At 67.0% G+C, this 19,594-nt stretch carries 16 protein-coding genes; 9 read left to right on the top strand and 7 right to left on the bottom strand.

What is annotated here, in order from left to right; translation table 11 throughout:
- Positions 1-5: 5 nt before the first annotated feature.
- Positions 6-779: a hypothetical protein gene (locus O3669_RS02305; protein WP_371523484.1), complete on the bottom strand. Its 774-nt coding sequence runs from the start codon at positions 777-779 to the stop codon at positions 6-8.
- Positions 776-1,579: a CRISPR system precrRNA processing endoribonuclease RAMP protein Cas6 gene (gene cas6, locus O3669_RS02300; protein WP_371523482.1), complete on the bottom strand. Its 804-nt coding sequence runs from the start codon at positions 1,577-1,579 to the stop codon at positions 776-778. Before cas6 ends, O3669_RS02305 begins: the two co-directional genes overlap by 4 nt.
- A 401-nt stretch (positions 1,580-1,980) precedes the next feature.
- On the opposite strand from cas6, the gene O3669_RS02295 reads away from it, so the two are divergent.
- Complete coding sequence (locus O3669_RS02295; protein WP_371523481.1) at positions 1,981-4,353, top strand: S8 family serine peptidase; 2,373 nt, start codon at positions 1,981-1,983, stop codon at positions 4,351-4,353.
- Between the two features lie 151 nt (positions 4,354-4,504).
- On the opposite strand, the gene O3669_RS02290 is transcribed toward O3669_RS02295, so the two are convergent.
- Complete coding sequence (locus tag O3669_RS02290) at positions 4,505-5,905, bottom strand: NAD(P)/FAD-dependent oxidoreductase (protein ID WP_371523480.1); 1,401 nt, start codon at positions 5,903-5,905, stop codon at positions 4,505-4,507.
- A 199-nt stretch (positions 5,906-6,104) separates the two neighbouring features.
- Here O3669_RS02290 and O3669_RS02285 point away from each other — a divergent pair, with 199 nt between their 5' ends.
- From O3669_RS02285 to O3669_RS02275, 3 genes are read left to right on the top strand one after another with little or no spacing between them, the layout of a single operon-like run.
- Positions 6,105-6,359: a type II toxin-antitoxin system Phd/YefM family antitoxin gene (locus O3669_RS02285; protein ID WP_295921450.1), complete on the top strand. Its 255-nt coding sequence runs from the start codon at positions 6,105-6,107 to the stop codon at positions 6,357-6,359.
- A 40-nt stretch (positions 6,360-6,399) separates the two neighbouring features.
- Positions 6,400-6,672 (top strand): type II toxin-antitoxin system Phd/YefM family antitoxin, encoded by a 273-nt coding sequence (locus O3669_RS02280; RefSeq protein ID WP_371523479.1) that lies wholly within the window; start codon positions 6,400-6,402, stop codon positions 6,670-6,672.
- Positions 6,672-7,061, top strand: a complete 390-nt coding sequence (locus tag O3669_RS02275; RefSeq protein WP_009057585.1) for a type II toxin-antitoxin system VapC family toxin — start codon at positions 6,672-6,674, stop codon at positions 7,059-7,061. The genes O3669_RS02280 and O3669_RS02275 overlap by 1 nt, the downstream gene beginning before the upstream one ends.
- Before the next feature lie 49 nt (positions 7,062-7,110).
- Here O3669_RS02275 and hrpB read toward each other — a convergent pair whose 3' ends face one another.
- Together hrpB and O3669_RS02265 are read right to left on the bottom strand one after the other, a co-directional pair.
- A complete protein-coding gene (gene hrpB / locus O3669_RS02270) occupies positions 7,111-9,744 on the bottom strand; it encodes an ATP-dependent helicase HrpB (RefSeq protein WP_371523478.1) in 2,634 nt (877 codons plus the stop codon).
- A 41-nt stretch (positions 9,745-9,785) separates the two neighbouring features.
- Positions 9,786-9,908 carry a toxin-antitoxin system antitoxin subunit gene (locus O3669_RS02265; protein WP_371523477.1) on the bottom strand — a complete coding sequence of 41 codons (123 nt, stop codon included), beginning with the start codon at positions 9,906-9,908 and terminating at the stop codon, positions 9,786-9,788.
- Positions 9,909-9,975: 67 nt separating this feature from the next.
- On the opposite strand from O3669_RS02265, the gene O3669_RS02260 reads away from it, so the two are divergent.
- The 5 genes from O3669_RS02260 to O3669_RS02240 are packed head-to-tail and all read left to right on the top strand — an operon-like array spanning position 9,976 to position 16,545.
- Positions 9,976-11,028: a PhoH family protein gene (locus tag O3669_RS02260; protein WP_371523476.1), complete on the top strand. Its 1,053-nt coding sequence runs from the start codon at positions 9,976-9,978 to the stop codon at positions 11,026-11,028.
- The gene (ybeY, locus tag O3669_RS02255) at positions 11,025-11,474 is read left to right on the top strand and encodes an rRNA maturation RNase YbeY (protein ID WP_295969528.1); all 450 of its coding nucleotides are present in this window, start codon (positions 11,025-11,027) and stop codon (positions 11,472-11,474) included. The genes O3669_RS02260 and ybeY overlap by 4 nt, the downstream gene beginning before the upstream one ends.
- Positions 11,471-12,829 carry a hemolysin family protein gene (locus tag O3669_RS02250; protein WP_371523475.1) on the top strand — a complete coding sequence of 453 codons (1,359 nt, stop codon included), beginning with the start codon at positions 11,471-11,473 and terminating at the stop codon, positions 12,827-12,829. Before ybeY ends, O3669_RS02250 begins: the two co-directional genes overlap by 4 nt.
- A 1-nt stretch (position 12,830) precedes the next feature.
- A complete protein-coding gene (gene era, locus O3669_RS02245; protein WP_371523474.1) occupies positions 12,831-14,078 on the top strand; it encodes a GTPase Era in 1,248 nt (415 codons plus the stop codon).
- 1 nt (position 14,079) lies between these two features.
- Positions 14,080-16,545, top strand: a complete 2,466-nt coding sequence (locus O3669_RS02240) for an excinuclease ABC subunit UvrA (protein WP_371523473.1) — start codon at positions 14,080-14,082, stop codon at positions 16,543-16,545.
- Positions 16,546-17,315: 770 nt separating this feature from the next.
- On the opposite strand, the gene O3669_RS02235 is transcribed toward O3669_RS02240, so the two are convergent.
- Both O3669_RS02235 and O3669_RS02230 read right to left on the bottom strand, forming a co-directional pair.
- Positions 17,316-17,987, bottom strand: a complete 672-nt coding sequence (locus tag O3669_RS02235) for an LUD domain-containing protein (RefSeq protein ID WP_291464755.1) — start codon at positions 17,985-17,987, stop codon at positions 17,316-17,318.
- Position 17,988: 1 nt separating this feature from the next.
- Positions 17,989-19,593, bottom strand: a complete 1,605-nt coding sequence (locus O3669_RS02230) for a LutB/LldF family L-lactate oxidation iron-sulfur protein (RefSeq protein ID WP_371523472.1) — start codon at positions 19,591-19,593, stop codon at positions 17,989-17,991.
- Between the last annotated feature and the right edge of the window lies 1 nt (position 19,594).

Below are 19,594 nucleotides of genomic sequence, written 5' to 3'. Positions count from 1 at the left end.
CCTGCCTACTCTCCACTGCGCCGGGGAAGCGTTGTCAATAGCGAAAAGATGTCTGTCATCATCCGCCCAATTTGATTGACAACGACCGTGAAGGGACGTCGGAACGGTTCTTTTTGATCTTCTGTGTCTAGTGATCCAGGAGGGCATAGGGTGATTAGTCCGGTAATATCCTGCTGTGACTCAAGTGCTTCTTTTGTGGTGCCACTGTTTCCTATTGATTCAAGTGTATGTCGTAGTAGATCAGTTTGTTTCTCGTTGAGGATATACTTTTTTCTGCCGTCGGGCAGTAACTTTGATTTCAAGAGCTTGTTGCTAAAGCATAGAATGATCAGATCGTATTTTGTGAATTGTTCGTAAATGCAATTGTAATCCTGTGTGTCTGATGTTATGGCGTCGGATTGGTTTGTGATGTTATCCTCATTTAATAGTTGTGAATAGCGTAGCTGTGCCTCGACGTTGTCGCATTCTTTTTTATCGCCTGCTAGTAGGATCTTCTTGCTTCTGAGCCCATGATCGACTCGCTCTTTGAGTTTTATCCAGTTCTTTCCGACTGAGTCGATAGCAAAATATGTTGGGATTAGTGCGAAGAGTGAGCAAGAGAGGGGGAATAGAAATTGGTTTGCTATATCTTCACATTCATTGTTGATTAATAGTCCGCCGATAAGCAAGAGAGCTGCGGCGCAGGCAAGGCCAATGCAGATCCAGATCTGGGTGGCATAGCGCTTGAAGAAGTGTTGTGTGCTTTTTTGATTCATGGTGGAAAATCCTGTGTTGTTCATGCGGCCACAGCGTCTATGACGCCCATGCCGAAGCTCGTGTGTGAGCCGACGTTCGTGTATGCGGACAGCGCCATGAGGCGTGAGAAGACCTGGGTCGCTTCGGCGCCCTCGACGCCGCTGATGCGCAGGTGGCCCTCGTGGGCCGGGATCCGACGCGAGCTCAAGCGGCCCTGCCCCGCGTTGCGCGGCATCGCCAGCGACACCATGGAGGAGCGCGTGAAATCCTGCGTCGCTAACACGCTCGCCATGGCATGCCGATCAATCCGCGGGGGAGCGAGCCTCCTGTTCCACGCCCACCAGCGCTGCTGCAAGCTCGTCGCAATCGTCGCAGGCGACAGGCTCGGCACATGATTCCCCTTCGATGAGAATGTCGTCGGTGTCACCAGGCGCACCTCCCACGCGGTGTCCTTATCGCGCTGCGCTAACTCCTCCCACGACTCCTGCGCGATAACCTGCCCCTCACGGGCGATCAGTATCGCGTCATCCTCGGTGCCAGCGCCGAGGCGCATCACCCCACCCCACGACAGCCACGCATCCAGCGTGTCCACTAGTCGGTCGTCCAGGAAGCGCACCTCCACGCCGAACGTTGACTCTGAGTGGCATAGCTCTCCGAGCGAATACGGCTTCACGCCGCCCGCGTCGTGCGGGGGGCGGTGCGCGAGCGTCGGGAACTGGGCGGCGCGCGCCGGGCTGATGCCTGGCGGGAGGTCAAGAATGGCTGACAGGGCGGCGTGAAGCCGTCTGGGCGTCGCTGGCACCCCCTCGGGGGCGTCAAAGCTGACGTAGACGGATGCTGGCATCGGTGCCTCCCATCACTCGCGTGTGACTGTCGTCTCTGACGCTACCACATTTGATCGCCGGAAACATGGCCACCTGTCAAGTTGTCTGTTGAATTGCCGAAGTTTGAGATAATGTCTGCCGGGCAGCGCTGGCGCGATGCAAAGTCTGCGTGAAATTTCGAATTCTGAAAGAGTGTCAAGTTAGCTGTTGGACTTGGTGTGGCAATTTGGCTGGGTCTGTCTCTGATCGGCGGGGAATGGTGTGTGCGGTACAAGAAAGCCTTGGAAAATGGGTCAAGACTTCTTAAAATGTGAAACCCTGTGGAACGTTTGTCAACAACCTTGGGATCATTGTGACATGGCGCGCGCTCTAGGCTGACCTGGTGGTCGCGTCTCCATTAGTACAGAAACGAGGAACTCTGATGCATCAACGCACATGGAAGGCCCTCATCGCGGGAGGAGCTGCCCTCGCGGTCGGCTTGACACTCACCGCGTTCGGGGCCCCCTCCCACGCCGAAGGCGTCGCGGGAATCACCTCTGAGGCGCGCGCCCAGGACGAGGTCATGAACTACGCGGTCAACCTGCCCGCCACGGCCTCACGCTACGACTTCAACGCGGCCGTCTCCAAGGCCTCGGAAGGCGGCGTCGTCCTGGCCCAGTACCCCGAGTTCAACTCCTTCTTCGCCCAGTCCGTGAAGGCCGCCTACGCGCCCGACCTGGGCAAGAGCCTCGTCGCCGCGGGCATCTCCTACGACTCGATCGGCCCCACCCGCTACAAGACCGTCACCGGTGACGAGGTCCGCACCGAGCAGCCCACGAAGACCGAGGCCGAAGCGGCCGCCGTCAACGAGGCCGCCGCCGAGCATGAGACCGGCCTGTCCGCCGACTCCCAGCTCAACGACTTCACCCCCGACGAGGGTGACGCCAACGCCTGGGGCCTGTCTGCCATCGGCGCGGTCGACGCCCAACAGGTCGACGTGCCCCGCGCCACGGTCACCGTCGCCGTCATGGACACCGGCATCGACCCCGACCACCAGGACTTGAAGGACCGCATCGACGCCTCGCGCTCGGTCGGCTGCCAGGTCAACGGCATCCCCAACCAGGACCCTTCGGCCTGGAAGGATGACCACTACCACGGCACGCACGTCGCCGGCACCATCGCGGCCTCGCACAACGGCTACGGTGTGGACGGCGTGGCCCCCGACGCGACGCTCATCGCCATCAAGACCTCCAACAAGGCCGGCTCGTTCTACCCCGAGTACGTGACCTGCGCCTTCGACTGGGCGGCCGAGCACGACGTCGACATCTCGAACTCCAGCTACTACATGGACCCCTACGCCTTCTGGATGCCCAACGAGGCCTCCCAGGCCGCGGGCCTCGAGGTGGCCACGCGCGCGGTGCGCTACGCGAAGCTCCACGGCGTCGTTAACTTCGCCGCCGAGGGTAACTCCAACGACGACCACGACAACCCGACGATCGACAAGGACTCCCCGAACGACGTTGAGGGTGCGGCCGTCGAGCGTAACGTCGCGGGCGGCATTGACGTCCCGGCCATGCTCAACGATTCGGTCCTGTCCGTCTCCGCCCTCAAGCTGCCCACGGGCACCGACCCGGCTACGGCGAAGCTTGAGCGCGCCGGATTCTCCAACTACGGCACGACCTCGGTCGACGTGGCCGCCCCCGGCCAGCGCATCTGGTCCACCATGCCCACCTGGGAGAAGGACCCGCCGTTCGGCTACCTGTCGGGCACGTCCATGGCCTCCCCGCACGCGGCGGGCGTCGCCGCTCTGGTCAAGCAGATCCACCCCGACTACACGGCTGACCAGGTCATCGCCCTCATGAAGAAGCAGGCCGGCTACACCTACGACCGCCTCGCTGCCCCCGAGGATGGCAAGGAATACCGCGGCGCGGGCCTGGTCAACGCCCTCGACGCGGTCCTGAAGGACCAGCCCCAGCCGATCCTCGGCAGCGTCGAGTACTCCTTCGACGGCGGCAGCGACTGGCGCCCCCTGGCCGACGCTCACGTTGCCGGTACGATCTACGTGCGCGCGACCGTCTCCGGCCCCGTCACCAAGGCCACCATGCAGGTCGTGGACAAGGAGCCCGTCACGGTTGAGGGCACCGGCGACTTCACCGGCAACCAGGTTGTCCTGCTCGCTGGCCCCTACGACACGGCCACCCTGGCCGGGGAGAACCCCTTCTCCACCGTCACCATCAGCGCCGAGGGCCGCAACAAGGACCCGCGCGCGGATGACGACGTCACCGATTCGATCCACTTCCACTTCGACGCGTCGGCGCACGAGGGTGGCGCGTGGACCAACGACCCCGCCGGCTGGAAGTTCTGCTACGCCGACGACACCTGCGCCACGAACGGTCCGCTCGTCATCGGCGACGGCACCTACTACTTCGACGAGAAGGGCATCATGGGCACCGGTTGGCTGTCCTACGACGGCGCGTGGCACTGGGCGGGCACGTCCGGCCGCATCGCGATGGGCTGGGCCAAGGTCGCCGACTCGTGGTACTACATGGGTGACTCGGGCGCGATGATGACCGGCTGGACCGAGGTGAACGGCTCCTGGTTCTACCTGGCTGACTCCGGCAAGATGGCCACGGGCTGGACGAAGATCGCCGGTTCTTGGTACTACCTGCAGGAGTCGGGCGCCATGGCGACCGGCTGGGTCAACTACGGCGGCACGTGGTACTACCTGAACGAGTCCGGCCAGATGGTGACCGGCCGCGTCCAGATCGACGGCACCTGGTACACCTTCAACTCCTTCGGAGCGCTGGTGCGCTAAGCGCCCATTGACGAGGCCGGGGGCCGCTCCCATGGTCCTCTGACCTCGCGCTGGGTGAGGAACGCAAGCGGGTGGGTCCGAACGAAGAGTTCGGACCCACCCGCGTATTCGTTTGTGGGACGAGGCCGTGGCCGGGCCTCGCGCTGAGGCCTCAGCCGAGCGAATCGAAGAGAACCTGCAGGCCCTCACCCATGGTCGGGTGCGCGATCGGCAGGAAGCGCAGCTGCTCGTAGGTCAGGCCGCCAGCCATGGCGACATGCACGGCCGTGATGACCTCGGAGACGTTCGGGCCCAGGAGGGTCGCGCCCAGGATCTGGTGAGTGTTCGCATCCACGACGGCCTTCCAGAAGCCCTCGCCGGCGTAGCGCAGCGTCTTGGCGCGCGGGATTGCGGCCGTGGGGACCTTCGCGATACGCACGTCGAGACCGGCCTCGCGCGCCTCGGTCTCAGACAGGCCGATGCGGGCCAGCTCGGGGGTGGCGAACACGGCGTAGGGGATCGTACGGCCCTTCGTGGTGGTCGTCGGATCATCCAGGGATGCGCCGGTCAGCTGGGCGCGGATGATGCGGAAGTCCGACCAGGAGGCGTGCGTGAACATGGGCGTGCCCGCGCAGTCACCGGCCGCCCACACGCCCTCGGCAGAGGTGCGCAGGTGCTCATCCACCGCGACGAAACCGCGATCGGTCAGCTCAACCCCGGCCTCGTCCAGGCCGATCCCATCCGTGTTGGGAACGCGACCCACGGCCACCAGGACCGCCTCGGCCGACACCGTCGAGCCGTCGGAGAGGGTCAGGGTCGTCGTGGAACCCTCGCGCGACGCGGATTCGGCGCGCACGCCCGGCAGGATCCGCACGCCCGCGGCCTCCAGGCCAGCCTCGACGACGCGCGCCGCGTCCTCGTCCTCGCGCGGCAGCACGTGATCGCCCGACGAGATGAGCGTGACCTCCACGCCGAAGGTCGCCATCATGGAGGCGAACTCCACGCCGATGTAGCTGGCGCCGATGATCGCCAGGGAGGCGGGAAGCTCCTCGAGGCGCAGGATCTCCTCGTTCGTCCACGCGCCCGACTCCCACAGGCCGGGGATCGCGGGACGCGCGGGGCGCGAACCCAGGTTGATGAGGACGCGCTCGCCGCGAATCTGGCGCTCGCCGCCGTCCTCAAGAGCGACGGTCACCGTGCGCTCACCCGTGAAACGAGCCTCGCCGCGAATGAAATCCAGACCGGGGGCCGCGAACATCTTCTCGTGCGCGCCCACCATGGCGCCGACGATGCCCTCCTTGTGGGCGCGGAGCTTGCCCAGTTCGACGCGCGCACCCTCGGTGCCGACGATGCCGAAGGCCTCGTCCGTGCGCGCATCGCTGAGGCGACGCGCTGAGTTCACCAGCGACTTCGTGGGGATGCACGCCACGTTGATGCACGTGCCGCCAATGAACTGGCGCTCGACCATGGCCACCTTCCAGCCGGCCTTCGCGCGCTCCATCGCCAGGGACTTTCCGGCCTTGCCGCCGCCAACAACCAGCAGATCGACGGTCTCGATTTCGTTCGTGGACATGGTTCTCCTTGTCTTGGTGAGGTGATACTGATGAAACGCGCGCGAGCTGGAACTATTCCACAGGGTGAACACCCCGGGCGTGTCACTTCTCACGCGAATACGGCTCGATATCAGCCGTTTGGCTGTTGTATAGGAGCGCTGTGTCATAGTGTGGTCGTCGCACTCGTTGAAAGTGCCTCCGGCATGCTTGAATAGAGCTATGAGGGCTCTAGAAATTGGTGATTTCAAAGAGGATGTAGGTGCTGCGCTCGCGCGGGCCTCATCCGGGGAAGTCGTCACGCTCACACAAGAAGGCCAGCCTGTCGCCGAGCTTGGTCCTGTGCGCATGTCGACGTACCAGCAGTTGCGCGACTTGGGGCTCGAGCGTCCCGCCATGGCGGACCTCGACGCTTACCGCATGCCGTCCAAAAACCTCCCTGACGGGCGGGGCATAGTCGGCAAGCTGCAGGACTGACGAAGTTTGTCGCCACGCTCCATGTGCTACCATGTAGCACATGGAGACTGTTGGTATTCGCGAACTGCGTCAAAATGCTTCCCAGGTGGTCGCCAAGGTTGCCGCCGGCCAGGTCATCACCATCACTGATCGCGGCCGCCCGGTCGCGCAGATGAGCCCCCTTGTGAACTCATCGATCGAGCGGCTCCGCGAGCGCGGGTTGATAACCCCCGCCACTCGGACCTACGAGGAGTACCGCGCGTCGACAAAGCCGACGACAGGGCCTCCACTCAGCCCGGTTCTCCAGCAACTGCGCGATGAAGAGCGCTACTAATGGCGCTCTACTTCGACACGTCGGCGCTCGTCAAGCTCATCATCCCCGAGGAGGGGACAGAGGCGCTCGAGACGTTCATCAACCGCGCCGACTGCGGCTTGTGGACCAGTGAACTGTCGCGCACGGAACTGATGCGCGCGTGCGTGCGCCGGGGAGCGGATGCTTCCCAGGTGCGCCAGCTTCTGTGGAGTTTTTCCACGCTGACCTTCGACACTGAGATGTTCGACCTGGCGGGGCGGCTCCTGCCCGTGGAGCTGCGTAGCCTCGACGCGTTGCACCTGGCCGCCGCACTGTCGATTGGCCGCGATCTCCAAGCCATCGTCACCTACGACAAACGTATGGCTGACGCGGCGCGCAAGAGCGGAATCCCCGTCGAGTCACCGTGCTGACTCGCTTGTGTCTCCGAGTGAGGCTCCGCGTGCTCGCGCGCACTTTCCGCTAGCTCCGCCGCTTAGCGCGGTTCGTGGGCTCGGCGTGCAGCGGATCCTCAGGCCACGGGTGCTTGGGGTAACGCCCGCGTAGCTGGGCGCGCACGTCCCGATAGGGTCCCGCCCAAAACGACGTCAGGTCCGAGGTGACCGCAGCGGGCCGCCCCGCCGGGTCCGTCAGGTGCAACACCAGGGGCACGCGTCCATCGAGCAAGCGCGGCGTGTCCGTCCACCCAAACGCCTGCTGCACGCGCAGGGTCAGCACCGGGTGCGCCCCGCTCCAGTCGATCGGCCGCGTCCCTCCGGAAGGAATCGGTAGCTTCTCGGGGGCAAGCTCATCCAGGCGCGCCGCCTGCGGCCACGGCAGCATCGCGCGCAGCACCTCCAGCATCGACACCTGCGACAGGGGAGAACCCGACGCGAGGCGACGCCCCCACGGGGCCAGCCACTGCTCCGCGCTGCCCGCCAAGGCCTCGTCACTCACGTCCGGCCAGGGATCGCCCAGCGCCTCGTGGAGAGCGTGCAGACGCTCCCTCAAGGATGAGGCCTCCTTACCCCAGCCGAGCTCGCCCAGCCCCCGGGCGGCCAGATGCTGCGCCACCAGTGCGGTCGCCTCCTCGGGGTCAAGGGCCTTTGCCGGGGTCGAGGACAGGGGGATCGTCCCGAGTGAGCGCGTGCGGGTCGCCCGCAGGACGCCGCGCTCGAGGCGCGCGTCGGTCCCCTCGGCGAGCAGCGCCGAACCTGCCGCCAGCGCGTCCTCCTCCGACAGGGGCACCGCCGCGAGGATGCGCGCGTGGCGCGAGGCAGGCGCCCGGTCGATCGAAGCCACCGCCAACCACTCCTGGCCCTCCAGAGGAGAACCCTCGGGCAGCTCGGCCCCCACGCCGCCCGCCAGGATGTACGCGGACGAGGCCGGGCGACGCCTCGCGATCCACTGCGGGTAGGCGAGCGCGCACGTCAGGGCCAGCTCGTCCTCGCGGGTGCGCGCGCTCTGCCGCCTCACCCCGGAGTCGCCCGCGCCGCGCGCCGCGTCGGGGGCGTGAACGGCAGGCAGAACGCCCCCCACCAGCTCCCCGTCTGACAGCCTGGACGCGAGGCGCGTCAGGCGCGCCTGAGTCTCCTTGACGCGTGCCACCAGGGCGCGGGTAACGGACGAGTTGCCGGATCCACCGCGGCCCAGCCGCCTCTCCAACCCACCCAAGTCCGCTCCCGGCGCGCGAACGTCCTCAGACAACACCGCGACGAAACGCGCCGCCTTCACCGCCCCAATGACGCCACTCGCCGCGAGCAACGCCCTGCCCAGGGGCGGATCCAAGGGAAGGGACGCCAGCGTGCGGCCAAGAGCGGTCGCGGCCCCGGCCTCGTCGATGGCACCCAAGGAGGACAAACGCTCCCCGGCGGCCTCCCACATGCCCGCAGGTGGAGCGTTGAGCAAGGCAAGATCCTCCACCGGCGTGCCCCACGCGGCGACCTGGAGACGCGCATCCGTCAAATCCTGCGTGGCGATCCCCGGCGCCGACTGGGCGGGCCTGCGCGCGACGTCCACGGGATCCATGACGCGCACGGCGACGCCCGGTCCGGTGCGAGCGGCGCGGCCAGCGCGCTGCTCGAGACGCGCGAGCGAGGCGGGGACCGTGACCAGCGACGACAGGGAACGGCCGGCGTCGAAGCGCGGCTCGCGCGCCAGGCCCGCATCCACGACGACGGACACGCCCGGCACGGTCAGCGACGACTCCGCGATCGACGTCGACAGGATGACGCGACGAGCGCTCGCGGGGGACAGAGCGCGGTCCTGCTCGGCGGCGCTGAGCTGACCGTGCAGCGTCAGGACTGGGACGTCGCCTAGGTGCAGGTTGCTGCGCACGGTCTCGATCTCACCCACGCCCGGCAGGAACACCAGCACCGAACCGCTCGTGGATGCGAGCGTCTCCTCCACCGTGCGGGCGACGTGGGACAGGTACTCGCGGCGCACGCCCACGCGCTCATGCCCGATGGCCCCCACGGCCTCCACGCCGCGCGGCGGGGGAGCGTAACGCAGCTCCAGAGGATGGATATCGCCCGGAATATCAACGAGAGCGGGCTCCTCGCCCGTCGCCTCGCGCAGCCAGGAAACCGTGCGCGAGGCCTCCAGCGTCGCCGACGTCAGGGCGATGAACAGGTCGTCGCGCAGCGCCGAGCGGGCGTCCAACGCGAATGCCAGCGCCAAATCCGTGTCCAGGTCCCGCTCGTGGAACTCGTCGATGACCAGGGCGGACACGCCCGGCAGCTCCGGGTCGCGCTGCAAGCGGCGCAGCGCCACGCCCGGCGTCACCATCTCCACGCGCGTCCTCTCGCTCACCCGCGAATCACCGCGCACCGAATAGCCGACCTGGCCGCCGACCTCCTCGCCCAGCAGACGGGCGATCCGGCGGGCCGCAGCGCGCGCGGCCACGCGACGTGGCTGGGTGACGAGCACCCGGCCGCTCGTGCCCGCTTCCGCCAGCGCGACCGCGACCGCGGGCGGCAGCAACGTCGTCTTACCCGTGCCCAGGGGAGCGGTCACCACGGCGCATGCCCCCGGACGCACCGCCGCCGCGATATCGCCCAGCGCGCGCGTCACCGGCAGCTGTGGCGGGTGTGAAACGAGCTCTACGAGGGTGGGCATGGCTCTTTCTTCCACAAGAGAGTGATACTGCTGACGGGCTCTCATTGTGTAGAGCTGCCGTTTTTCCGCAGTATTTCAACGTCGTACCCTGCTTCTGCCCCTGCGACCCACGCATCAATCTGGTCCTCGCCGACAGCTTCTACGTGCACGGTCTGTTTGTTCATACACACAGGCTAATACGAAGGTAATGAGGGTGAGGAAGATGGGGCGGCAGCGTAGAATGGGTGCAGTATGACTACGGAGAACACTTCCCCGACGCTGTCGGCGGCCACCCTCGCACACACCACGGGCCGCGTCACCATCCCCGCAGACATGGACCCGATCACGGTCCTCGGCATCGCAGACCAGGTTCTGCGCGCCCTCGAGCGGGGTTTCCCGCACGTCCGCTTCCTCGTGACCGGCCGCGACATCTCCCTGGCCGGATCCCAGGCGGACATCGACGTGGCCGCCGGCCTCCTCGAAGAACTCATCGGCATGGCCCGGCGCGGCACCGCCCTGGATGCCACCGCCGTCGAACAGGCCATCGGCCTACTCGGACGCCTCACCTCGGGCGAGGCCCCCACGGAGGAAATCCTCTCCGCGCGCGGACGCTCGATCCGCCCCAAGACCCCCGGCCAGAAGGCCTACACGGACGCCATCGACCGCGCCACCGTTGTCTTCGGCATCGGCCCTGCGGGCACGGGCAAGACCTACCTGGCCATGGCCCAGGCCGTGCGCCGCCTCCTGTCCGGCGAGGTCCGCCGCATCGTCCTGACCCGCCCCGCCGTCGAGGCAGGGGAGAACCTTGGCTTCCTGCCCGGCTCCCTCACCGACAAGATCGACCCCTACCTGCGTCCCCTCTACGACGCCCTGGGCGACATGCTCGACCCCGAGGCCCTGCCCAAGCTCATGGCCGCCGGCACCATCGAGGTCGCGCCTCTGGCCTACATGCGCGGACGCACCCTCAACGACTCCTTCATCATCTTGGACGAGGCCCAGAACACGACGGTCGGCCAGATGAAGATGTTCCTCACCCGCCTCGGATTTGGCTCCAAGGTCGTCGTCACCGGCGACGCCTCGCAGGTCGACCTGCCCGGCAGCCAGACCTCGGGCCTGGCCGTCGTCGAAAGCATACTGGGTGACATCGACGACATCGAGTTCTGTCGCCTGACCAGCGCCGACGTCGTGCGCCACGAGCTTGTGGGCGCGATCATCGACGCCTACCAGCGCTACGACGATAAAAACGCCGCGCGCCGCGCGCGCACCCGCAGCCACAACACCGCACGCAGGGAGTACACGTCATGACCGAGGTCATCAACGAGACCGACTACGAGATTAACGAAGCCGAGTTTTCCGCCCTGGCCGACTTCGTGCTTGACCAGATGCACGTCAGCTCCGACGCCGAGGTCAACATCATCTTCATCGAGCCCGAGCCGATGGAGGACCTGCACATCCGCTGGCTCGACCTGCCCGGCCCGACCGACGTCATGAGCTTCCCCATGGACGAGCTGCGCCCCGGCACCGCCGACCGCCCCACGCCCCCCGGCATGCTCGGCGACATCTGCATCTGCCCGGCTGTCGCCTCCCGACAGGCCGCCGAATCCGGCCACAGCGCCGCCGAGGAGATGCTCCTCCTGGCCACGCACGGCATGCTCCATCTCCTGGGCTACGACCACGCGACCGACCCCGAGCGCGAGGTCATGTTCGCCCTCCAACGCAAGCTGCTGCTGACCTTCCTGGCCACCCGATGACCCTGACCGTCCCCCTGGAGGCGGCCCCGGCCTCGCCGATCATGGACGTGCCCTCGATCGCGCTGCTGATCCTGGCGATCGTCTCCCTGGCCTTCGCCTCCGTCGCGCAGAGCGTCGAGCAGGCCGTCCAGCGCCTGACCCTGGCCGGCGTCGAAGACCTCATCGAAGAAGAACGCCGCAACGCGCGCGTCCTGTACGGCCTGGTCGATCGCCGCCAGCGCACCCTCCTGTCGCTGCGTGCTTTCCGTACCTTCTGGCAGGTCGTCTACGCGGTCATGGGAACGATCGTCCTGGTGGATACGCGCCTGCCCTGGTGGGCGGTCGCCCTCATCGCCGTGTCCGTCATCGCGGCCCTCCAGCTCCTCTTCGTGTCCTTCCTGCCCGCCCAGTGGGGCGCGCGCAACCCCGAGGGCATCGGCCTGGCCGGCGCGTCCTTCGCGGACCGACTCTCGCGCCTGAGCCACCTCGCCGACCCTGTCCTGAAGCGGCTGCGCTCCTCACGCCCCGCCCCCGAACCCACCGAGGCGCAGGTGCGCGCCGAGCTCATCTCCGACCTGCGCGAAATCGTCGACGAGGTCGGCGAACCCGAGAGCTTCGAGGAGGAGGACCGCGACATGGTCCGCTCCGTCCTGGACCTGGGGCACACCCTCGTGCGCGAGGTCATGGTGCCGCGCACCGACATGGTGACCATCGACGCCGACACGCCCGCGGCCTCAGCGCTGCGCCTCTTCGTGCGATCCGGCTTCTCGCGCGTGCCCGTCGTCGGCGACGACGTGGACGACATCCGCGGCATCCTGTTCTTCAAGGACCTCGTCTCCCGCTGGGAGGCCACCGGCGGCCAGCTGGACCTGCGCGCCGAGCAGATGATGCGCCCCGCCGAGTTCGCCGTCGAAATGAAGCCAGCGGACGACATGCTGCGCCAGATGCAGGCCGAACGCTTCCACATGGCCATTGTCATCGACGAATACGGCGGCGTCGCGGGCCTGGTCACCCTCGAGGACATCCTCGAGGAGGTCGTCGGCGAGCTCACCGACGAGCATGACCGCCACTCCATCGAACCCGAAGAAATCCTGCCAGGCATCTGGCGCGTTCCCTCGCGCTACCCGATCTCTGAGCTCGGCGAACTGCTCGGCCGCGAGATCGAAGACGAGGACGTCGACTCCGTCGGCGGCCTCCTCGCCAAGGCCATCGGCAAGGTTCCGCTGCCCGGCGCGAGTGGCACCCTCGCCGGAGTCATCATGGCCGCCGAAGAAGCGCGCGGACGCCGCCGCCAGGTCTCCACGATTGTCTGCCAGCTCGACCCCGACGCTTTGCTCATCCCCGATCCAACCCCCGCCGACGACAAGGATAACTGACATGCGATTCCCCTCCGACGACGAACTCATGGCCGGCCCCAACGCCTTCGGGGACGCGCGCATCGAGGTTGCCCCCGACGCTGCCGACCCGGAAGCCGACGCTCGCGCGCAGATCGACGCCGGCCTCGGCGAAGAGACCGCGGACGAGGCCGGGGCCGAGCCGGGCGACGACGCGGACTGTGAGGACTCCGACGACTCCGATGACTCCGAGGACGACGAAGAGTACGAGGACTTCGAGGGCCTGGAGGACGAGGAGGACGCCGACCTCGACGCCTTCGAGGCGCTGACCTCCGTGGCCGCCCTGCGCGAGGACGCGGCCGCGACCATCGAGATCCCAGACTTCCCGGAGGACTTCCGCGCCGGCTTCATCTCGATCGTCGGGCGCCCCAACGTCGGCAAGTCGACCCTGACGAACGCGCTGGTCGGGCGCAAGATCGCGATCACCTCGGGGCGCCCCGAGACGACGCGCCACAACATCCGCGGCATCGTACACGGGGAGGGCTACCAGCTGGTGCTCGTGGACACCCCCGGATACCACCGCCCGCGCACGCTGCTCGGCAAGCGCCTCAACGACATGGTGCGCGAGGCCCTCTCCGAGGTCGACGTCGTGCTCTTCTGCCTGCCCGCCGACCAGCGCATCGGCCCCGGCGACCAGTTCATCGCCCGCGAGCTGCGCGGCATCAAGCGGCCCATCATCGCGGTGGCGACCAAGTGCGACGCCGTGCCGCGCGAGCGCGTCATGAAGCACCTGCTGTCCATCGAGAAGCTGGGGGAGTGGGCCGCCATCGTCCCGGTCTCCTCCGTGGAGGGCAAGGGCATCGACCACCTGCGCGAGGTCCTCGCGCAGACGGTGCCGCTGTCGCCGCCGCTCTACCCCGACGGCGACGTCACCGACGAGTCGCGCGACACCCTCATCGCGGAGTTCATTCGCGAGGCAGCCCTGGAGGGCGTGCGCGACGAGCTGCCCCACTCCCTGGCCGTCCAGGTCGAGGAGATCATCGAGAGGCCGCGCCGCGAGGGCGACGACCGCCCGCCCATGCTCGACATTCACGTGAACGTCTACGTTGAGCGCGACTCCCAGAAGGCCATCATTATCGGCCGCAAGGGAAGCCGCCTCAAGCAGATCGGCACCCAGTCCCGCGCCCACATCGAGGAGCTGCTGGGCCGGCGCGTCTACCTGGACCTGCACGTGCGCACCGCGAAGGACTGGCAGTCCGACCCGAAGATGCTGGGACGCCTCGGGTTCTGACATGCCCAGCGTCATCCGCGTGCGTGGTGCCCGCGTCCACAACCTGAAAAACGTGGACGTTGACGTTCCCCTGAACGCGTTCGTTGCAGTCGCGGGCGTGTCCGGGTCGGGCAAATCCTCCCTGGCCTTGGGCACGCTCTACGCGGAGGGATCGCGGCGTTACCTGGAGTCCCTGGCGACCTACACGCGCAGGCGTATCTCCCAGGCGGCCAAGGCCTCGGTCGACGAGGTTGCGCACGTGCCCGCCGCGCTCGCGCTGCGCCAGCGCCCCGGCGTGCCCGACGTGCGTTCCACCTTCGGCACGGTGACGGAGCTTCTCAACCACCTGCGCCTCCTGTTCTCGCGCGCGGGCTCCTACCTGTGCCCGAACGGGCACCGCGTCCCACCCTCGCGCAACGTCGCCCTGGAGGCGCCTCTCACGTGCCCGCAGTGTGCGGAGTCCTTCTACGGCCTCGGCGCGGAGGAGATGGCCTTCAACTCGGGCGGTGCGTGCCCGGTGTGCGAGGGGACGGGTGTCCAGCGCGTCGTCAACCGAGCGTCCCTCGTGCCCGATGAATCCCTGACTATTGACGAGGGCGCGGTTTCCCCGTGGGGGTCCCTCATGTGGAAGCTCATGAAGGACGTCGCGCGCGAGATGGGTGTGCGCACGAACGTGCCCTTCCGGGACCTGAGCGATGCGGAGAAGGCGATCGTCTACGAGGGGCCCGCCGAAAAACGCCACATCGTCGTCGCCACCAAGACGGGCGGCGCGGAGCTGGACTTCACGTACTTCAACGCGGTGGCTACCGTTGAGAACGCCCTGTCGAAGGCGAAAGACGAGAAGGCGCTTGCTCGCGTCGAGAAGTACCTCATCACCCGCACATGCCCCGCGTGCGACGGCACGCGCCTGGGGGAACGTGTACGCTCCACGCTCATCAAGGGCATCGACCTGGGCGAGGCCTCTCGCCTGACGCTCACGGAGCTGCGCGAGTGGGTCCAGCGCGTCCCCGGCCTCGTCCCGGATGAGGTCGCGCCCATGGCTCGCGTCATCGTCGACGAGATGACCGAACCGATGGAGCGCCTCGTCGAGCTGGGCCTGTCCTACCTATCGCTGGACCGCGCCTCCTCGACGCTATCCAACGGCGAGCGCCAGCGCATGCAGCTCGCCCGCGCGGTGCGCAACCGGACGACCGGGGTCCTCTACGTGCTGGATGAGCCGACCATCGGCCTGCACCCCTCCAACGTCGACGGCGTCCTGGCAATCATCCGCGAGCTCATCGCCGACGGGAATTCCGCTGTCGTCGTCGACCATGACACACGTGTCCTGGGTGCCGCCGACCACCTCATCGAGATCGGCCCAGGCGCGGGCGCGGACGGCGGTCGCGTCATCTTCCAGGGTCCCATTGCCGAGGCCTCCCACGCCCCCGCGTCCCGCATCGGCCCGTACATGGCTGGGGTCCGTCGGGTTGAGCGTGCAGCGGGGGAGTCGGATCAGGGCGCGGATATCGACGGGCGCGGTGCGCTTCACCTGGAGACTAACCAGATCCACACGGTGCGGCCCCTGAGCGTGGACGTACCCGTCGGCTCGCTGACGGCCGTCACGGGCGTCAGTGGGTCGGGCAAGACGACGCTCGTGCTGGAGTCGCTGGTTCCCGCGCTGCGTGCGCGCCTTGCTGGCGAGCCTTTGCCCGTGCACGTGCGCGACGTGGACGCCGCTGGCATTTCGCGCGTGAACCTGATCGACGCGACACCCATCGGCGTGAACGTGCGCTCGACCGTGGCCACGTATTCCGGGGTGTTGGACGAGCTGCGCCGCGCGTTTGCTCGCACCGAGGAGGCGCAGGCTGCTGGGTTGAAGCCCGGCGCGTTCTCCTACAACACGGGTTCGCTCCGATGCCCCACGTGCGACGGTACCGGGCAGATCACCCTGGACGTGCAGTTCCTGCCGGACGTGGACATTGAGTGCACCGAGTGTCGGGGGAGCCGCTACGGCGCGCAGGCTGCGTCGATTCTCCGCGATGGGCTGAGCCTGCCCGACATCATGGCAATGAGCGTCGACGAGGCTCGGGTGGCCGTGCGCGGACTCAAGAAAGCGGGCGCTCTCCTCGAGACCCTGTCCGGCCTTGGTTTGGGCTACCTGACGCTCGGCGAGGCGACGCCCGCTCTGTCCGGTGGCGAGGCGCAGAGGCTCAAATTGGCCTCGGAAATGGGGAGGCGGCAGGACGGCACGCTCTTCGTTTTCGACGAGCCGACGATTGGCCTGCATCCGGACGACGTGCAGGTCCTCATCGACGTGCTCCAGCACCTCATCGAGCGGGGAGCGACCGTCCTCGTCATCGAGCACGACCTGGACCTGATCCGCTGCGCCGACTGGGTCATCGACATGGGGCCGGGCGGAGGCATCGAGGGCGGGCGTATCGTCGCTGAGGGCACGCCCCGGGACATCGCGGCGTCCGAGGCCTCGGTGACGGGCCGCTATCTACGCTGACGGGGTCATCATTACCGGCTCGGCGCGCCCGGGCTGGTTGTGGCGGTGAGTGGTTCAGTGTGCCAGTTCCGCGTTTGTTCTTGTATGTTGGGGCGCTGCACCCGATCCGTAGGCAATGCACCTTTTCTGATCGGGTGCAGCGCCCCATATCGGGTGTACTGCCCCATATCGGGTGCACCGCCACGTAACGGGTGCACCGCCACGTAACGGGTGCAGTGCCCCTATGCTTCTGGCAGTTGTGGTGGCCGGGGATGTGGGCGTCTTCTGAGCTTGGGTTGTCTTCTGCTTGGGCTGTCTTCTGCTTGGGGCACTTCGTGGTGCCTTTGTGGCGCCTCATGTTGTGGTTCCTCAGAAATGTCGCACGTAATTCCCCGAGATATATTTCAAACATTGAAATCGCATCGTTGGAATTGCAACGTTTTCGGGGTGCTGCACAAAGTTCGGGTACCCGAATTACGTGCGACTTTTGGTTGATGAGGCGCCCAAGGCGAACTCCTGTGTTCGGTCGACGTCCCACGACACTGTCCACGATCCCCGGGACGCTTCGACCTGGAGGGCTCGTCTGCGTTTGAGAGGTTGTGGTGCTACCCGTAGGACCCAGCTGCGCATGGAGAGGTTGACGGTGCCGCCTGTCGGGCCAAACCGCGCATGGAGGGGCGCCACCCACAGGGTCCAGCTGCCAGGCTCCGGGCCGGAAGAGCTCATGAACAAGGCAAAATGTGGTGCCCGGCTGCCGTGAGGCAGCCGGGCACACTTACGTCGTGATCAGATCACTTGACGATGACGACTCGCAGGAAGCGGGGGCCGTGCACGCCGTTGACGCGGACCAGCTCGATGTCGGAGGTCGCCGAACCGCCGGCGATCCAGGTCATCGGACGGGTCGGGTTCTTTCCGAGGATGTCCACCGCCTGGGGGACCGTGGGCACGATGTCGGAGGCCTTGAGGACGACGACGTGGGTGTCGGGCACGAGCGAGATCGCGCGGCGACCCTGGTCGGGCTCACCGTCGAGGACGATGGTGCCCGAGATAGAGATCGCGACGCGGCAGCGCGTGACGACCGCATCGATCTCGTCCAGCTCCAGCGTCGGGATGGCCTGCTCGCGGCTGTCCTCGCGGACCGTGCGGCCGTCGCGGGCGGCGGCCTTCTTGAAGGCGTCGTCCAGGCCGGTGGGGACCACGACGGAAGAGGCCTTCTGGTCGGCCAGGAACGTCGAGATCGCGTCGGCGACCTCAGACTCCTTGGAGACCACGACGACCTTCGCCGAGTAGTCCTCGAGCTTCTCGATCATTTCCTCGATGACGGCCTGCGAACCGGGCGCGTGCTCGGTGGAACGAATGTAGTCGCGGGGGATTGGGCGCACCGGACGGCCCTGCTGGGAACGGGAGATGGCGTCGCGTGCGCGCGCCAGAATCGCGGTCTTCGCGTCCATGGTGGTGGTCATGTCACGCCTCCTTCTGGGTCGTGCTGGTGGTCATGCCGTGTTCGGAAGCGAGCGGGAGTCCCGTTGCTGGGCGGTCCGTGCGCGGCGCGTTGGCGTCGGAGTCCTTGTGGGTGCGCTTCCACCACTCGCGGAAGGTTTCCTTCGGGGCGACCGGCAGGTCGCGGGCGCGCGTCCACAGCGAGGCCGGGAACGGCAACGCGCCGATGGAGCCCTTCTTGGCGAACAGGCGGGTGGCCTTCGCGCCCTTTCCGGCGGCCTTCCACAGCGTCGCGTTCGTCATCATCGGGGTGGTCGCGCCCATGGCGAGGTCCCACACGTCGGGCACGAGGTTGCGCTTGACGTCGACGGTGCGGGCGCGCATGTGGATGAGGATCGTCGGGATGTCGATCTTGACGGGACAAACCTCGCCACACGCGCCACACAGGGAGGACGCGAAGGGCAGGGTGTGCACCGGATCGTGCTCGTCGAGGCCCTGGGTGAGCTGCGGGGTCAGGATCGCGCCGATGGGGCCCGGGTAGACGGAGCCGTAGGCGTGACCGGAGGTGTGCTGGTAGACCGGGCAGATGTTCATGCACGAGCCGCAGCGGATGCAGGCGAGGGCCTGGCGGCCGATCGGGTCACACAGGACCTTGGTGCGGCCGTTGTCCATGAGGATGAGGTGGAATTCCTGGGGGCCGTCGCCGGGGGTGACGCCCGCCCACATGGAGGTGTAGGGGTTCATGCGCTCGCCGGTGGCGGAGCGGGGCAGGAGCTGGGAGAAGATCTCCACGTCCTGGAAGCGAGGAACCAGCTTCTCGATGCCCATCAGGGTGATGAGCGTGTCCGGCAGGGTCAGGCACATACGGCCGTTGCCCTCGGACTCGAAGATGGAGACGGTGCCGGTTTCCGCGATGCCCATGTTGGTGCCGGAGACGGCGACCTTGGCGTGCAGGAACTTCTTACGCAGGTGGGCGCGGGCGGCGCCAGTCAGCTCGGTCGGGTCGTCGGAAAGGTTGCGGGGCGCGTCCTCCATGCGATCCAGGAAGATGCCGCGGACCTCGGAGCGGTTGCGGTGGATCGCGGGGACGACGATGTGGCTGGGCATGTCGTCGGCCAGCTGGACGATCATCTCGGCGAGGTCGGTCTCGCGAGCGCTGATGCCCTCTTCCTTCAGGAACTCGTTGAGGTTGGTCTCCTGGGTGGCCATGGACTTGACCTTGACGATCTCGTCAACGCCCTTGGACTTGATGATGTCCGCGACGATGCGGTTGGCCTCGTGCTTGTCGCGTGCCCAGTGGACGATGCCGCCGCGGGCGGTCACGTTGCGCTCGAACTCTTCGAGGAGCTCGGGCATGCGCGAGGCGACCTCGAACTTGACGGCCTCGGCCGCGCTGCGCAGGTTCTCCCAGTCCGGCATTTCGGCGACGCGCTGGGCGCGCTTGGAGCGGATGGTGCGGGTGGCGTGGCCCAGGTTGCGGCGCATCTGGGTGTTGGCCAGCGTCTTGTGGGCGCCTTCCGGGAAGGTCGTGCCCCAGCGGAGGGTATCCTCGGGAATGGTGACGGTGGTGCGCCAGCCGCCGGTGTGCGACTCGGGGGCGGAGGGCATTCCGATGAACGTTGCGGTCATG

The sequence above is a fragment of the Pauljensenia sp. 20925_1_34 genome, from assembly GCF_041432775.1.
Classification (GTDB): Bacteria; Actinomycetota; Actinomycetes; order Actinomycetales; family Actinomycetaceae; genus Pauljensenia.
Note: the sequence above shows the minus strand (reverse complement) of the source record. Positions and strands in the feature narration are given on the sequence as shown.

Excerpts from the sequence above, each read along its gene's own strand:
- O3669_RS02305 (WP_371523484.1), bottom strand. The coding sequence starts at position 779 with ATGAACAACACAGGATTTTCCACCATGAATCAAAAAAGCACACAACAC.
- cas6 (WP_371523482.1), bottom strand. The coding sequence starts at position 1,579 with ATGCCAGCATCCGTCTACGTCAGCTTTGACGCCCCCGAGGGGGTGCCA.
- O3669_RS02295 (WP_371523481.1), top strand. The coding sequence starts at position 1,981 with ATGCATCAACGCACATGGAAGGCCCTCATCGCGGGAGGAGCTGCCCTC.
- O3669_RS02290 (WP_371523480.1), bottom strand. The coding sequence starts at position 5,905 with ATGTCCACGAACGAAATCGAGACCGTCGATCTGCTGGTTGTTGGCGGC.
- O3669_RS02285 (WP_295921450.1), top strand. The coding sequence starts at position 6,105 with ATGAGGGCTCTAGAAATTGGTGATTTCAAAGAGGATGTAGGTGCTGCG.
- O3669_RS02280 (WP_371523479.1), top strand. The coding sequence starts at position 6,400 with ATGGAGACTGTTGGTATTCGCGAACTGCGTCAAAATGCTTCCCAGGTG.
- O3669_RS02275 (WP_009057585.1), top strand. The coding sequence starts at position 6,672 with ATGGCGCTCTACTTCGACACGTCGGCGCTCGTCAAGCTCATCATCCCC.
- hrpB (WP_371523478.1), bottom strand. The coding sequence starts at position 9,744 with ATGCCCACCCTCGTAGAGCTCGTTTCACACCCGCCACAGCTGCCGGTG.
- O3669_RS02265 (WP_371523477.1), bottom strand. The coding sequence starts at position 9,908 with ATGAACAAACAGACCGTGCACGTAGAAGCTGTCGGCGAGGACCAGATT.
- O3669_RS02260 (WP_371523476.1), top strand. The coding sequence starts at position 9,976 with ATGACTACGGAGAACACTTCCCCGACGCTGTCGGCGGCCACCCTCGCA.
- ybeY (WP_295969528.1), top strand. The coding sequence starts at position 11,025 with ATGACCGAGGTCATCAACGAGACCGACTACGAGATTAACGAAGCCGAG.
- O3669_RS02250 (WP_371523475.1), top strand. The coding sequence starts at position 11,471 with ATGACCCTGACCGTCCCCCTGGAGGCGGCCCCGGCCTCGCCGATCATG.
- era (WP_371523474.1), top strand. The coding sequence starts at position 12,831 with ATGCGATTCCCCTCCGACGACGAACTCATGGCCGGCCCCAACGCCTTC.
- O3669_RS02240 (WP_371523473.1), top strand. The coding sequence starts at position 14,080 with ATGCCCAGCGTCATCCGCGTGCGTGGTGCCCGCGTCCACAACCTGAAA.
- O3669_RS02235 (WP_291464755.1), bottom strand. The coding sequence starts at position 17,987 with ATGACCACCACCATGGACGCGAAGACCGCGATTCTGGCGCGCGCACGC.
- O3669_RS02230 (WP_371523472.1), bottom strand. The coding sequence starts at position 19,593 with ATGACCGCAACGTTCATCGGAATGCCCTCCGCCCCCGAGTCGCACACC.